The 15,072-nt window shown below is 43.4% G+C and carries 12 protein-coding genes; 8 read left to right on the top strand and 4 right to left on the bottom strand.

The annotated features are described in order from the left end of the window. Positions 1-6 precede the first annotated feature (6 nt). Both M3593_RS06500 and M3593_RS06505 read right to left on the bottom strand, forming a co-directional pair. Positions 7-258, bottom strand: coding sequence for a spore germination protein GerPB (locus M3593_RS06500; protein ID WP_251544173.1), 252 nt, complete (start codon positions 256-258; stop codon positions 7-9). Between the two features lie 14 nt (positions 259-272). Continuing rightward, positions 273-494 carry a spore germination protein gene (locus tag M3593_RS06505; RefSeq protein ID WP_144474493.1) on the bottom strand — a complete coding sequence of 74 codons (222 nt, stop codon included), beginning with the start codon at positions 492-494 and terminating at the stop codon, positions 273-275. A gap of 243 nt (positions 495-737) precedes the next feature. Between M3593_RS06505 and M3593_RS06510 the strand changes: the two genes are divergently transcribed. From M3593_RS06510 to M3593_RS06540, 7 genes are all read left to right on the top strand, one after another. Then, the gene (locus tag M3593_RS06510; RefSeq protein WP_251544171.1) at positions 738-2,330 is read left to right on the top strand and encodes a long-chain-fatty-acid--CoA ligase; all 1,593 of its coding nucleotides are present in this window, start codon (positions 738-740) and stop codon (positions 2,328-2,330) included. A gap of 179 nt (positions 2,331-2,509) precedes the next feature. Further along, entirely contained in the window at positions 2,510-3,691 is a 1,182-nt protein-coding gene (locus tag M3593_RS06515; RefSeq protein ID WP_251544170.1) for a DUF418 domain-containing protein, read from the top strand. Beyond that, positions 3,691-4,242, top strand: coding sequence for a DNA topology modulation protein (locus tag M3593_RS06520; RefSeq protein WP_251544168.1), 552 nt, complete (start codon positions 3,691-3,693; stop codon positions 4,240-4,242). Before M3593_RS06515 ends, M3593_RS06520 begins: the two co-directional genes overlap by 1 nt. Then, the gene (locus M3593_RS06525; protein ID WP_251544165.1) at positions 4,217-5,125 is read left to right on the top strand and encodes a fumarylacetoacetate hydrolase family protein; all 909 of its coding nucleotides are present in this window, start codon (positions 4,217-4,219) and stop codon (positions 5,123-5,125) included. Before M3593_RS06520 ends, M3593_RS06525 begins: the two co-directional genes overlap by 26 nt. A 196-nt stretch (positions 5,126-5,321) precedes the next feature. Further along, entirely contained in the window at positions 5,322-7,943 is a 2,622-nt protein-coding gene (locus tag M3593_RS06530) for a YhgE/Pip domain-containing protein (protein WP_251544163.1), read from the top strand. 123 nt (positions 7,944-8,066) lie between these two features. Continuing rightward, on the top strand, positions 8,067-8,420 hold the full coding sequence (locus M3593_RS06535) for a YisL family protein (protein WP_144474499.1): 354 nt from the start codon (positions 8,067-8,069) through the stop codon (positions 8,418-8,420). 129 nt (positions 8,421-8,549) lie between these two features. Further along, on the top strand, positions 8,550-10,583 hold the full coding sequence (locus M3593_RS06540; protein ID WP_251544161.1) for a putative bifunctional diguanylate cyclase/phosphodiesterase: 2,034 nt from the start codon (positions 8,550-8,552) through the stop codon (positions 10,581-10,583). Positions 10,584-10,692: 109 nt separating this feature from the next. On the opposite strand, the gene M3593_RS06545 is transcribed toward M3593_RS06540, so the two are convergent. Next, the gene (locus tag M3593_RS06545) at positions 10,693-11,253 is read right to left on the bottom strand and encodes a DUF2777 domain-containing protein (RefSeq protein ID WP_144474501.1); all 561 of its coding nucleotides are present in this window, start codon (positions 11,251-11,253) and stop codon (positions 10,693-10,695) included. 191 nt (positions 11,254-11,444) lie between these two features. On the opposite strand from M3593_RS06545, the gene asnB reads away from it, so the two are divergent. Next, a complete protein-coding gene (gene asnB, locus M3593_RS06550; RefSeq protein WP_251544159.1) occupies positions 11,445-13,292 on the top strand; it encodes an asparagine synthase (glutamine-hydrolyzing) in 1,848 nt (615 codons plus the stop codon). Between the two features lie 306 nt (positions 13,293-13,598). Here the strand turns inward: asnB and M3593_RS06555 are convergent, their stop codons facing one another. Continuing rightward, the gene (locus M3593_RS06555; RefSeq protein ID WP_144474503.1) at positions 13,599-14,942 is read right to left on the bottom strand and encodes an MATE family efflux transporter; all 1,344 of its coding nucleotides are present in this window, start codon (positions 14,940-14,942) and stop codon (positions 13,599-13,601) included. Positions 14,943-15,072 lie beyond the last annotated feature (130 nt).

The raw sequence follows: 15,072 nt of genomic DNA on the forward strand, positions 1-15,072 counted from the left end.
TAAATGTTAGCTTCGTGTAACCGGAGCCTGTAAAGGAACCGCAGGTGTCTCAAGTATTTCTGGTGTATATGATGTACCTGTTGTTATTTGGGAGGGATGCAGCGCCTCTGGAGCTGGTGCTATAAAGCGGCCCGTGTTATATAGGTTAGAAACTGGCTTGATCAAACCAGCACTGCCAATTTGCAGGACAGAAGAGTTCGATATTCCCTCAACCTTTAAAAAATTGATATTGATCGATTGTTGTATATAAAAATTCAACCTAATCACCCGCACTATACATTCAAATAATTTCCTTGATCAATTGCATCTTGGTCATAGGTATTTGTCGAGCTAAGATTATTGTGTATGGTCAATCCGTCTCCGGTATTGAATGAGCCCGCACCGGAGAAGGTTTTAGCGCTGGAACGGGGAGTTATTCTGTAGACATCGCCAATGTGGAAGACCGCACTGCTGCTAATTGAAATGACCTGTATGACCCCAACTATTGCTGGCATGAGCAACACCCTTTATTTTGATTTCTTTATTATCCTATGTGCCCAAATAAAGAATGTGATTAAAATGCCTATTTGTTTCAAATAAGGAACTACACTAAACAAAGTTCCTATGAAAATTTCCTGTAAAATCAGCTATGAAAAATCATGTTATATAACAGTTGAAATTTTGTATAACAGAGATGGAGATATGTTAATATATTTATATATTAAGAATTTTAAATTTATTATTACAGGAGGCAAATAATGAACGTTCCATTGCTGTTGAACCAGTTTCTAGACCGTGCGGTATCGCTTTATGGAGACAAAAAGGCTATTTTTTCCGAGGACAGGGCGCTTACATATTCTGAGTTGAACGAAAGGGTAAACCAGCTTTCGGATGGTTTGAGGAAGCTTGGAGCCGGCAAAGGTGACCGGATTGCCTACCTTGCGCCAAATTCAATTGAAATGCTTGAAGGTTTTTATGGTGTCTTCCAGGTCGGAGGTGTGATGGTGCCTTTGAACATTCGCCTTAAACCGGAGGATTATCTATTCATCCTTAACCACAGTGAATCCAAAGTGTTATTTGTCGATCAGGATTTATACCATCTCGTCGAGCCAATCAAAAACCAACTGGAAACCGTGAAGGAAATCATTGTCCATTATAAGGAAGACAGCCTCGAGGAAATCGGATACGATGCGTGGCTATTACAGCATTCTCCCGAACCGTTCAAACGCGAAGAATTAGATGAAAATGATGTCTGCAGCCTCCTCTACACAAGTGGAACGACTGGGAATCCCAAAGGGGTCATGCTTACCCACAGGAACAATTATCTGCACGCACTAAGCACGATGCATCATTTGCGGGTAAGCGATGAAGATGTCCTGTTGCATGTCCTGCCGATGTTCCATGTGAATGGCTGGGGGTCGCCATTTTATTACACAGCAAACGGCGCTTCTCAGGTTTGCTTCCGCAAAACAACCCCCAAGGCGATTTTCAGCGCATTGGAAAAGCATAAAGTCAGCGTGATGCATATGGCACCGACAGTTTTGAATGCTCTGCTCCAGTATTATGAGAAAAATGTGCCTAACATTGAACAGCAGGTGCGTGTAGTCATAGCTGGATCGGCACCGCCGCCAGCATTTGTTACACGTGTTGAAAAAGAACTTGGCTGGGAGTTCATCCAGGTGTACGGCATGACGGAATCTTCCCCGTTAAGTACGATTTCAACTGTCAGGTCGCACTTGAAGGGACTGCCATTGAATGTACAGTACAGGATGAAAGCGAAGGCCGGCATCTCGATGATTGGCTGCGAGGTCAAGGTTGTCAACGACTTTGGCGAAGAGGTTGCACATGATGGCAAGGAAATCGGCGAAGTGATCACGAGAAGCAATGGAGTCATGAAAGGCTACTGGAAAAATGAAGAGGCAACCATGGAAACGATCCGCAATGGGTGGCTCCATACAGGTGATATGGCGACCGTAGACGAATACGGGAATATCGACATTGTCGATCGTAAAAAAGATGTCATCATCAGTGGCGGGGAGAATATATCGTCCATTGAGGTCGAGGGGGCTTTGTATGACCATCCGGCTGTCCTTGAAGCTGCAGTCATCGCCGTCCCGCATGAAAAATGGGGGGAGACCCCGCACGCATATGTAGTGTTACGTGAAAATGAACAAATCACGGAAAAGGATCTTATTGCATTTTCCAGGGAGAAACTGGCCCATTTCAAAGCCGTTACTGGGGTAACCTTTGTAGAAGAACTGCCGAAGACTGCTTCAGGTAAAATCCAAAAGGTCCATTTGAGGAATGAATATTGGGAAACGAAGGGAAAGGCTGGAAGATTTGTGAATTAATAGATTGCGGGGGATGCCGTTAGGTGGTGTCTCCTTTTCTATAAAATTGTATGCATGATATCCAATCCGTATATAAGGTAGTGGTTTCTATGCTGGATCCTCCGTTCCTTTTGCAAGGTTCGCTGATAGTGTGATATACATAGATTATATGTTAAACATTGGATGGAATGAGGGGGAAAATGGATATTAACGGAAGGGCATCGGGAAGGATTGTTTCGATCGACCGGATGCGGGGTTTTTCATTGTTAGGGATTTTTCTTGTCAACATGATTTCATTCCACTCACCGTATTTTTATATTGATCCTGAAACATGGTGGGAGGGAAATATAAATTTATTTACATACAGATTCATCGATGTGTTGATTCAGGCAAGTTTTTATCCGTTGTTTGCGATGTTGTTTGGATATGGGCTGGTGATCTTAAGAGAGCGTATTCTCGATAAGGGTCTGAAGTTCACTCCGCTTGCCGTAAGAAGGCTTTCGCTGCTGCTGCTGATTGGCTGTATCCATGCTTTCTTTATCTGGGAAGGGGATATCCTCATAACTTATGCAGTCTGCGGGTTTGCCTTTCTTTTATTTCTGGGATGGAGCGCAAAAAGGTTGATGATTGCAGGTTTGGCCATCTATATTGTTCCAAATCTCCTTCTCGTGCAGATGCTCGGTGCAGCCTCGGCGGTGGAAGGAGGGGCAGAATTTTCGATGTATGATGGACAGGCTGCAGAACAGGCAATAAGTGTCTATCAAACTGGGAGCTTTGCCGAAGTGACAGAGCAAAGAATGACAGAGTGGTATAAAAATAATAATCTCATGGGTTTGTTTTTTTATTTAATCACGATTCTGCCTTTTTTCATGTTTGGAGCAGGTGCGGCCAAAATGAGGCTGTTCGAGCAAGTACACAGGAATAAGAAAAAGATCAGGTCATACGCAGCCGCACTTTTTATTCTCGGTCTGTTGATCAAGTCAATTCCGTACCTTTATGGAAGAACGTTGATGACTGATTATGCCCAGGATATTTTTGGAGGTGCAATGCTGGCGATGGCTTATGCGCTGATCATTGCCCTTCTATCCGAGCACAGGAAAATGGACAGGATCCTTTACCCGCTCGAAGCTGCCGGGAGGCTGTCAATCAGCAACTACTTATTCCAGTCTATCTTCTCAACGATGATATTTTACAGTTACGGACTCGGTTACTATGGCGATGTGTCCATATTTGCTGGAACAATGCTGGCTCTTGCCATCTATGCAAGTCAATTAGCTGTCAGCAGCTGGTGGGTCAAAAGGTTTTATTATGGACCGGTCGAATGGCTGTGGCGAAGCGGTACTTATTTAAAGAAACAGCGTTTTAAAAAGGGTGCAGCCTGATGGAAAAAATCATGATCATTGGCAACGGGGGTGCGGGGAAATCAACACTTGCCAGAAAGCTGGGAGTGGTTCTTGCCAAAGAGGTATACCATCTTGATGCCTTGTTTTGGAAACCTGGATGGGAAACGACTGCAAGTGATGAGTGGAAGGCTATTTTAACAGAAATCATGGCAAAAGATTCATGGATCATGGATGGAAACTATGGCAGCACAATCGAGATGAGAGCGCGGGCAGCGGATACAATCATCTTCCTCGATTACTCTACTTCAAGATGCCTCTATGGTATTTTCAAAAGGCGTGTCATGTATCATAAGAAATCGCGGCCTGATATGAATGAAGGCTGTGAGGAAAAGCTTGATTGGACATTCATAAAGTGGGTGGCAGGATATAAGCGTAAAAAAACACCAGGAATCCTTGCATTCCTGGATGAGATGAAAACATCTGGTAAAGAAATTCATCATTTCACAAAACCTCGGGATACCGAGCATTTCATACACGAAACATTGAATAAAGGGGGAAATTTAAATGAAATTCGCAACAGTAAAAAATGAAAAAGGCAAATGGATCGGAATCGTAAATGAAGAAGGAAGTCATGTTTTGCCACTGCAAGAAATTCATGAAAAAATGGGTGGCGAAAAATTTTTTTCATCTGACATGATTGAAGCCATATCGCTAGGCGACAAATTTCTTCAGGAAGCTGAAAAGACAGTTCAATGGGTAAGGGATAACAAGCTGGAAAGTGAACATTACCTTCCGCTATCATCCGTTGAATTGCTGGCGCCAATTCCCCGTCCGGGCAAGAATATTTTCTGTGTCGGGAAAAATTACGCTGAGCATGCGATCGAAATGGGGAGCAAGGAAGATATTCCCGAGCATGTCATGGTATTTACCAAAGCACCTACGACTGTCACCGCCCATGAACAAGAAATTTTAACCCATAGTGAATTGACAGAGCAATTGGACTATGAAGGTGAACTGGCAGTTGTCATCGGCAAGAAAGGGAAAGGAATTAAAAGGGAAGAAGCACTGGATTACGTTTTTGGCTACACAATTATAAACGATGTTACGGCCCGCGACCTCCAGGCAAGGCATAAACAGTTTTTCATTGGCAAAAGCCTTGATACGACATGCCCGATGGGACCATGGATTGTACATAAATCAACAATCGCCAATCCGAATCAACTGGATATAAAGACAACTGTTAATGGTGAAGTAAGGCAGGACTCCAATACAGAAAACTTCATTTTTCCGGTTGAAGAGGTTATTTCCGTGCTTTCACAAGGGATGACGCTGGAGCCGGGTGATATCATTGCGACCGGAACACCGGCAGGAGTAGGGAAAGGCTTTAAGCCGCCAAGGTTCTTGAAAGCCGGGGATACCATTGAAATATCGGTTGAAGGCATTGGGACGTTAAGGAATACAGTGACAAATTAATAGATATAATCTCCTGATTCTCCTTATAAATTATAGGGAGAATTTTTATTATATTATTATAATTTTAGAAATATTTCATATTTTCTGTAATTTTTGCAGGAGTTTTTACCCATACATGAGAATATATTTGTGGCAGTGATTGAATACTCATTCAGTCGCTTTGACATATATATATAATTCTCATGGGGGAGTATGAATGAATTGGTTTAGTTTGTTTTTGGCTCAAATGTCCCAGCTGGCATCGAGTAAAGGGGTACTCTATTCTGTAATAGCAGCCTTGTTAGTGCCAATCGTCTATGGCGGAATCCTGCTGTCTCCAGATTGGGGACCGTACGATAATCTCTCCAATCTGCCAGTTGCGATTGTCAATAATGACAAAGGTGCCATTTCCGGGGACGAGCCCCTTAATGTCGGCGAAGATCTTGTGGCAGACTTGAAGAAAAGCAATGACTTAGGCTGGAAGTTTGTAGATTCAGAGGAAGCAGAAGAAGGATTGAGAAGCTTTAAATATTACATGGTCATTGAAATTCCGCAAGACTTCTCTGAGAGAGTGACGACAGTTCTTGAACCAGACCCGAAAAGGTTGGAACTCAATTATATCCAGAATGAGGGCCTTAATTTTATGGCCGCACAGGTCACTAAAAGTGCAACTGAAAAGTTAAGGGAGAAGCTGGCAAACAAGATAACGGAAAAGTATGCGAATAATATCTTCGCGAGTCTTGGTGAAGTATCAGATGGATTTAAGACAGCAGCTGATGGTTCTGCGCAACTGCATGATGGAACAGCTGCACTCCAGGATGGAACCGGGCTTCTATTGACTTCTCTAAATGAGAAGTCAGCGGATATTTCCAAGCTTGCGGCTGGAACTCTGGAACTAAAAAGCGGTACTGGTCAATTGGCCGGCACATTAGCAGAAAAACAAGGAAGTATTTCCGAATTGGCTAATGGTTCAAAGGAGCTCGCAGCCGGTACGGCTCAATTGGCAGGAAGCTTGAAATCTAAACAAAGCGATATTACAAAACTTGCAAACGGCTCTAAAGACCTGAAAAACGGTACTGGCCTGCTATTAAGCTCTCTTAATGAAAAGTCAGCGGACATTACAAAACTTGCGGACGGATCAGCAGATGTAAATGCAGGGACTGGATTGCTTCTGCAAAAGCTTAAAGACGGGCAGCCGGGCATTACTCAGTTGGCTGCGGGTGGTAAGCAGTTAGAAGAAAAAATGCCAGAGCTTAAGGCTGCTACTTCCGAAGTCTTGGCTGGTTTACAAGCTGCACAACAGGCTGTAAAGGTAATTGGACCTGGAACTAAAGAAGTGGCGGACGGGATTGGCGAAGTAATTACAAATTCTCAAAATCTAGGAAGCAATCTGCAAAACCTGACTGTACTGATAGAATCATATCTTGCTAAGAACCCAAGTTTAGCCACAGATAAAGAATTTTTAACTATTTTAGGGACGAGCCGAGGAATCAGGGATGCTGCCACAAAACCAGAAAATGCAACCAAACTACAAGAACTGAAAGATGGAGCGGATCAGATTGCTGCAGCGTTCAATGAAAAAATTCCTGCAGAACAAGGATCACTGGCATCAGGAATTACTCAACTGGCAGAAGGGCAGAAATTAATAAACAATGGAGTAGCTGATTTAGCAGCAAAAGCCCCAGCCCTTTCTGCCGGAACAGCAAGTGTAGCGGCAGGCTGGGATGAAATGATCACTAAGGTCGGTTTGCTTCATGATGGAACATCTCAAATAGCTGCAGGAAATAAATCGGTCAATGCAGGGTGGGGAACCATCACAGCAGGAGTTAAGGAGCTTGATGGGGGAGCAGCGCTAATCTCTGCCGGGAATCAAACGGTAGATAAAGGCTGGAAGGAGCTCGCTGCTGGTGCGACAAAAATCCATTCAGGTGCAGCTCAGGTCAGCGATGGAAATGCTGCCGTAGATAATGGATGGCGTGAGCTGACAGCTGGTGCTTCCAAGATTCATTCTGGAGTTGTCCAGGTTAGCGACGGAAATGTAAGTGTCGAAAAAGGTTGGGGAGATCTGACAGATGGAGTAACAAAATTGAATGATGGAGCCGGGAAACTTTATGATGGAAGCGGTGAATTGGCTGCCGGATTAAAGGATGGAGCCGAGGAAACTGGTAAAATTAAAGCTAATGAAAAAAATATCGGCATGTTCGCCTCACCGGTGGAACTAATTAGTAACAAAGTCAATGGCTATTCACTTTACAGAGATTCTTCTGCGCCATATGTAATGACGCTTGCATTATTCGTGGGGATATTAATCATGTCAATGTTCATCAATTTCAACAAGCCTCAGGAACTAAATGTATCCAAGGTGGGCTGGTTTGCCGTGAAATTTTTGAATCTTGCTTCCCTGGCCGTTGTTCAGGCAATCCTTCTATCCATCGTGGTCCTCGCATTCCTGGGATTGCAGGTTACAAACCCAGTTGGATTCATAATGTTTGCTATACTGGTTAGTATTGTATTTGCGGCAATAGTTATGTTCTTTGCTTCGTTTGGGAATATCGGCCGGTTTATTCTTTTTGCATTAGTTGTCATGCAGCTTTCGACAACTGGATCAAACCTTCCAATTGATATGCTGCCAGAGAACCTGCGAAGTTTAAGTGCCTACTTGCCATTTACTTATTCAATTGCAGGATTTAAAGCTCTGATTTCACTAAATGATTTTTCAATGGCGTTGAGGAATCTGGGTGTTCTTCTTGGTTTTCTGATCCTGTTTGCTTTGATGACTGTAACAGTCTATTTATTTAAGACAAAAGAACAACCTCAACATACCGATTTGGCCATGTAATGGCTGGGGGACATCCTGAAAAGGGTGTCTCTTTTTTCATGTCTGGCAGATTACCTTATACTTATGAAATTCCTATTGAATATGTTATGATATTTTAGACTTTACTATTAGGAGGACGGGTACATGGTACATGCCCATATGACAGCCTGGTTTTTGGCTCTTGTTTTATTCTTCGTTGCACTGGGACTACATAAAAGCGGTAAGGAAAAGGGCGCTAAAATTGTCCAGATGGTCCTTAGATTATTTTACGTGCTGATCCTATTGACTGGCTTCTGGCTTCTTTTCAGCATCAATATCAACATTATGTATGTGCTGAAAGCAGCGGTTGGCCTGTGGGTCATCTCTATGCTTGAAATGATCTTGATCCGTACAAGAAAGAACGAAAAGGCATCTATTTTGTGGGTGCAATTCATCGTCGCAATCTTGCTTGTACTATATTTAGGTTTCTCACTTCCGCTCGGAACAGACTTGTTCTAAATAGGATTTGTCGAAAAAAAGCTGTCCAGAAATGGGCAGCTTTTCTCTTTTTGTCATATCTTCACCCGGTCAATTATGGTAATTTAAGAGTTAAGGGATATTGGAGAAATATAGAAAATGGAGAATGCAATGGCTACGACAAAAAGCTGCGTTTACGAAAGTGACAAACAACTTAATAGCTTTATAGAGAGCAATTCATTCAAAGAGCATGCCAATCTATTGGTGCAAATTTTTTATACAGAAACAGGGAAGCTTAAGCGCCTTCAGCAATTACTTAAGAAACAGCTTCCTGTGTCTGCCGTGCTGAGCTGTGAAGCCAAAGGGAATTTTTATGAAGAGCATCCTTACATCCTCTCTTTTACTGCTTTCAACAAACAAGAGCTCAATGCAAGCCGCCATGACCAGCACACCATCAACACATTGACACATTTGCTGGCCACTACACAACAAGACATCCTTCATCTTAATGAGAGCCTTGAGGTTTCTGAACAATATTATCGGTCCTTGTTTGACAATAATGGGGACTTTGTCTATTCGACAGATCTGAATGGGAACTTCACAAGCGTTAACCAGGCGTTCATGAGAACCTTCGGCTATGGTGAAAGTGAACTTATTGGCAGGTCTGCGCTGAATTTTATTAATCCTGAAGACGTTCATCGTGCAAAATTGCATTTTATTCAAGCGCTGAAGGGAAAAGATCAGACCTATACCATCGAAATTCAGATTAAGAGCGGCGAGTCCCAGATTTTCCAGATAAAAAACATCCCCATCACGGTCAATGGATCCTGTGTGGGAACGTATGGAATCGGCAGGAATATCACCCGCCAAAAAAAGACAGAGGAAAGAATCATTCAGCTTGCCTATTATGACCAGGACACAGGTTTGCCCAACAGGATGAGATTTACGGAACAGCTGGAGGAAATGATTCACCGCGCTAAGCATAAGAAAGAACTACTCGCAGTCCTTGTTATTGACATAGACCGCTTCAAGATCATCAATGACAGTCTTGGGCATTATGCGGGAGACATTGTATTGAAACAGCTGGCTGACAGAATCCAGAATCAGATGCCAAAAGGGGCCTATTTTGGGAGATTCAGCGGCGATAAATTTACGATGCTTTTGACAGAGGACGTCGAGATCGATCAGACGACCAGGATGGCAAGAGAATTGCAAAGGCTTATATCAAAGCCTCTATATCACCAGAATCAGGAGTTTATTGTCACAGCCAGCATTGGGATCAGCTCATTTCCGGGGGATGGCCTTGATGAGCATACCCTGCTGAAAAATGCAGATATAGCGATGAACCGTTCAAAAAACCAGGGCGGGAATAAAATCACTTATTTTTCAACCGGGATGAATGACCAGGCAATGGTGCGACTGGAGCTGGAAAGCTACTTAAGGAAAGCATTGCAGAAAAATGAGTTCCGTCTCTGCTATCAGCCGCTGATGGATTTGAAATCAGGAGAAATCACCTGTACAGAAGCCCTTATTCGCTGGCAGCACCCGCATCTTGGGCTTGTGTCACCGGCGCAGTTCATCCCGCTCGCCGAAGAAACAGGATTGATTGAGGAGATTGGCGCCTGGGTTCTGACAACAGCATGTTTCCAGACAAAGTACTGGCAGGAAAATGGTTTCCCGAATCTCGGGATTTCTGTTAATGTCTCCGCCTATCAATTCCAGCAGCATGCTTTTATCGGCCAGGTGATTGAAGCTCTGAAGGTTTCCGGGCTTGCCCCGGCATATCTTTCATTGGAACTGACAGAAAGCGCGATGCTGAAGGATATTGTTTACAGCATTTCCGTTATGAAGTCATTACAGGAGCTCGGGGTGAAAGTATCAATCGATGATTTCGGGACAGGTTATTCGTCATTAAGCTATTTACGCAATTTGCCAATTGATACGCTTAAAATCGACCAGTCCTTTATCAATAATCTTCATGACGACCCTTCCGATATTGCCATCGTCAAAGCAATCATCACCATGGGTCAGGGCTTAGCAGTGAAGATTGTTGCTGAGGGCGTTGAAACTCATGAACAAATGAATATCTTGAGAGACCTTGATTGCCATTATGCACAAGGTTACTATATCCAGAAGCCGCTCGAAACGGATGCCTTCGAAAAAGGTTTCAGGACCATAGAAAACGTTGCCTACACGGTAAAATAAGAAAATCGATTTCTATGTTTTTACGAAGATTCTTGCATGTCCATTTCATCTGAGAAAAAACGATTACGTAAAAGCCTGCATTCACATCGAATGCAGGCTTCTTTGCAGTTTAGGAAATCCGTTCGATCACGGTCCGCTTCCCGTTGTTCAAGGTCAGTTCAAACCGGTCATTCTGTATTTCATAATAATCAAAGTGATGCTGTACGCTGCAGATGTATTCTTCGTTATCGAAAATCAAAAAATTCACACCGGATCTCCCTGTTTCATGATCGAGGAATGTCAGATGGTTATAACAATAGATACAATCATAGATGGAGAAATTCAACGAATTCAATGTATTGATAAATTGGACAAATGCCTCATCATTCAATTCATCCAACAGACGCTCGAAAGAATAAATCAGCTGCTTCCTGATCCTGATCATTTCCTGGTCTATCAGAGAGATGGTTTCATTGCCAGTCTGGATGCTTCCGTTATCCAGCAAAAACCCCCTGCACCATTTGCTGTTTCGCTGAACTTCAACCTCCTGGTGGATAAATTCCTCAACAAGTGCGGCTTCGTCCGTTTCTTCATCAAAGAAAACCCATTGCGAATTAATATATTCTACGGTCCCGGCATTGAACGACCGGGGCTGGAATTCAATCAAATTGCTTCGTTGTTGTCGATTCATTTGGATCCTCCGTTTATTGTCGCTCACCTTCTTTGTAGACAGATTTCGGCGAATTTATAACATGATTTAAAAGTTAGGCAATTAACCAGTTTGAATATTGCTGCATAAGATGAGTAATGCTTAAGCGATTACTGCGTTTCAGGACGAATCATTGGCAGGCAAAAAGTTCCGCTTAGAAGGGATGATGGTAAATGTGTGGAATAACCGGTTGGGTAGACTATCGTAAAAATTTGGACCATGAGCACAAGACGATTGCAAAAATGGCGGAAACTTTGAGTAAAAGAGGTCCTGATGATACCAATGTATGGACTTCACAACACGCTGCACTGGGCCATAAAAGGCTGGTGGTTGTCGATCCCGAGGGAGGCAAGCAGCCAATGACCAGAGCACAGCGAGACAGCCGTTATACCATTTGTTATAACGGAGAATTATATAATACTGAAGACCTCAGAAAAGCACTGCTATTAAAAGGATATTCTTTTAACGGTCATTCTGATACAGAGGTTTTGCTCAATTCTTTCATGGAATGGAAGGAAAATTGCCTCGATCATTTAAATGGGATTTTTGCCTTTGCCGTTTGGGATCATCAGGAGGAAAAGCTGTTCATCGGGCGTGATCGCCTTGGTGTAAAGCCGCTCTTCTTTATTGAAACAGCGTCAGGTTTTATGTTTGCTTCTGAACAAAAGGCTCTGCTGGCACATCCTGATGTGAAGCCGGAGGTAGACAGGGAAGGGCTTTGCGAAGTTTTTGGGCTCGGGCCATCCCGTTCGCCAGGAGCTGGTATTTTTAAGAATATGAAGGAGCTCCGTCCAGGTCATGGACTCATTTTTTCAAAAAATGGGCTGAAGGTGTGGAGATACTGGAATGTGAAAAGCGTAGAACACAAAGACAGTCTTGAAGAAACTTCCGAGAAGGTGCGTGAGTTGTTCACAGACGCTGTAACAAGGCAGCTCGTTTCCGATGTTCCGCTTTGCACATTCCTTTCCGGGGGATTGGATTCAAGCGCCATCACCGCGATTGCCGCGAATCATTATAAGACTGAGGGCAAGGGGAGCCTGCATACTTACTCGATCGATTATGAAGGTAACGATCAGTTTTTCAAGGAAAATGAGTTCCAGCCTAATGCGGATGCCTTCTGGATCAATAAAATGACGGAAACATTCGGGACCGTTCACCATAACAGCGTCATCTCACAGAACGATCTGGCAGACTATCTGACAGAAGCCGTGCATGTTCGTGACCTGCCGGGGATGGCTGACATCGATTCATCACTTCTCTGGTTCTGCCGTGAAATCAAACAGGATTTTACCGTAGGCCTTTCAGGTGAATGTGCTGATGAAATCTTTGGAGGATATCCTTGGTTCCACAGGGAGGATGACCTGAACCGGCAAGGATTCCCGTGGATGCGGTCCATTAATGAACGGCAAAATATGCTGAGAGACCACTGGCGGAAAAAATTGAGTCTAGAAGAGTATATGATGGCGAAATTCAATGAGACGATAGCAGAGGTGCCGGTACTTGAAGGAGAGAATCATATCGATGCAAGGCGAAGACAATTATTCTATTTAAATATCGTTTGGTTCATGACCACCTTGCTCGACAGGAAAGACCGGATGAGCATGGGCGCGAGCCTTGAAGTTAGGGTGCCGTTTGCCGACCATCGCCTTGTGGAATATGTCTGGAATATCCCATGGGAGATGAAGATGCACGGCAACAGGGAAAAAGGAATCTTGCGCAAGGCATTGGAAGGCACTTTACCTGATGAAGTATTATACCGAAAAAAGAGTCCTTATCCGAAGACCCACCATCCGGCATATACTCAGGCAGTACAGGGGATGCTGTCAGATTTCATGGCCGATTCAAACAGTGCGCTGCATGAATTCTTCGACAGAGCCACACTGCAAAAAATGATTGAAACCGAAGGAGCCTCCTTCAAAGTGCCCTGGTTCGGCCAATTGATGACCGGCCCACAGCTGCTGGCACAGCTTGCCCAGATTCATATCTGGTTCAGGGACTATAATATTAATATTGCAGATTAAAAAAGCAAGCCCTGGGAGAGGGCTTGCAGCAGACTGCAGGCGATTCCAATTTGCCTGCAGTTTTTCATAGAAATGGAAAAAAACATTAATAATTACCAATTCGCTATAAAAATTCGATTTTCGCTATATAAATTATAAAGTCGCTATAAAAAAGAAATTTTCGCTATATAAATAAAAAAGTCACTATAAAATCATGATTTTCGCTATATAAATATTTTTTTAGCTATAAATATATAAATTAGTTTTCCGAGTGACCATTTCTTCTGCAAAATAAGTGCATTTTTACTTTAATACGGTAATTTTCATTTATTCCGCGGTTACAAACGACTTTTTCACCCAAACTCTGGATCTCCAGCGCCACAGCATCAGCAGCCCCCGCAGCCATTCGTCTGCGATGAAGGCGATCCAGATGCCGACGAGTCCCATCTCCAGGTAGATTCCGAGGAAATAGGAAAGCGTTACGCTGACTCCCCACATGGACAGGATTCCCATATAAACCGGAAATTTCACATCGCCTGCAGCTCTCAATGAACTGATCAGCACCAGATTGAAAGATCTGCCTGGTTCAAGGATGATGGTAAGCAGGATTAAGATGGTGCCGAGTTCGATGATGCTGAGGTTGTCAGTGAAGATTCCCAGCAGGTTTTTTGAAAAGAAAGAAACGATCACTGCAGCTGCGATTGAGATCAATATCGCAAGTTTTAAACTTTTTAATGCTCGTTTATATGCGTTCTCAACTTCTTTTGCTCCGACCATATGGCCAATCAAAATCTGTGTTCCCTGACTGATTGCGATACTGAAAAGGAAGATGAACATCATGACATTTTGCGTGTAAACCTTTGCGGTCAGTGCCTGGGTTCCAAGGGAAGCAATAAAATAAGTGATCACCATTTGCGATCCATTATAGCTAAGGTGCTCGCCTGCAGAAGGAATCCCGATATTGAGCAGGTTCTTTAGATGCCTTTTCGGAAAACTGAATAGCATCGACAAGGGCAGCGATCCAGGGATCCGCTTTGTCATGACAAAAATGGCCGCGAGCAACCCGAAGATCCGGCTGACAGTTGTTGATATTGCTACACCTTCAACCCCAAGTATTGGAAAGCCGAAGGGACCGAAGATGAAGAAATAGTTGCCGATGACATTCAGCACGTTCATGCCGATGGTGACATACATGATATCACGCGTAAATCCATAGCTGCGGATAATGCTGCTGACTGTCATGATCAGCGACTGAATGAATGAAAATCCGCCGACAATCTTCAAGTAGGAATTGGCTTCATCAAACAATTCGGGTGGAAGGTCCATCAGCTTTAGCAATTGTTCGCTAAAAATGAAGACAGCAGCGCTCAGGAGAATACCAAATACAAGGTTAGCCCCGATTGAGACAGAAGAAACCTCCCGCGCCTCATCATCGCGTTCAGCACCCAGGTTCTGCGCCACAAGAATAGCTGTGCCGGTCGCTACAAAGCCGAACATGACAATGACCATGGAAAGGATTTGATTGGATACCCCGACAGCTGCCACAGAGTTATCCGAATACTGGGACAGCATCAGCGTATCCGCATTCCCCATCAGCATATATAGCATGATTTCAATAAATAGAGGCCATGTAATGGCAAATAACGATAGTTTAGCAGTTTTTTTCTTCATGTTTTTATATCTCCAAGTTGTAATTCTTTTATTATACAGACTCTGGAAGGGAATTGAAGTAAAAACCTTCATTTTTCGAAAATAAAATGAGGATAATAGATTGTTGGGCTAGAACATCACAATTTAGCAA

It is taken from the genome of Mesobacillus sp. MER 48, assembly GCF_023714225.1.
GTDB classification, from domain to species: domain Bacteria; phylum Bacillota; class Bacilli; order Bacillales; family Cytobacillaceae; genus Mesobacillus; species Mesobacillus oceanisediminis_A.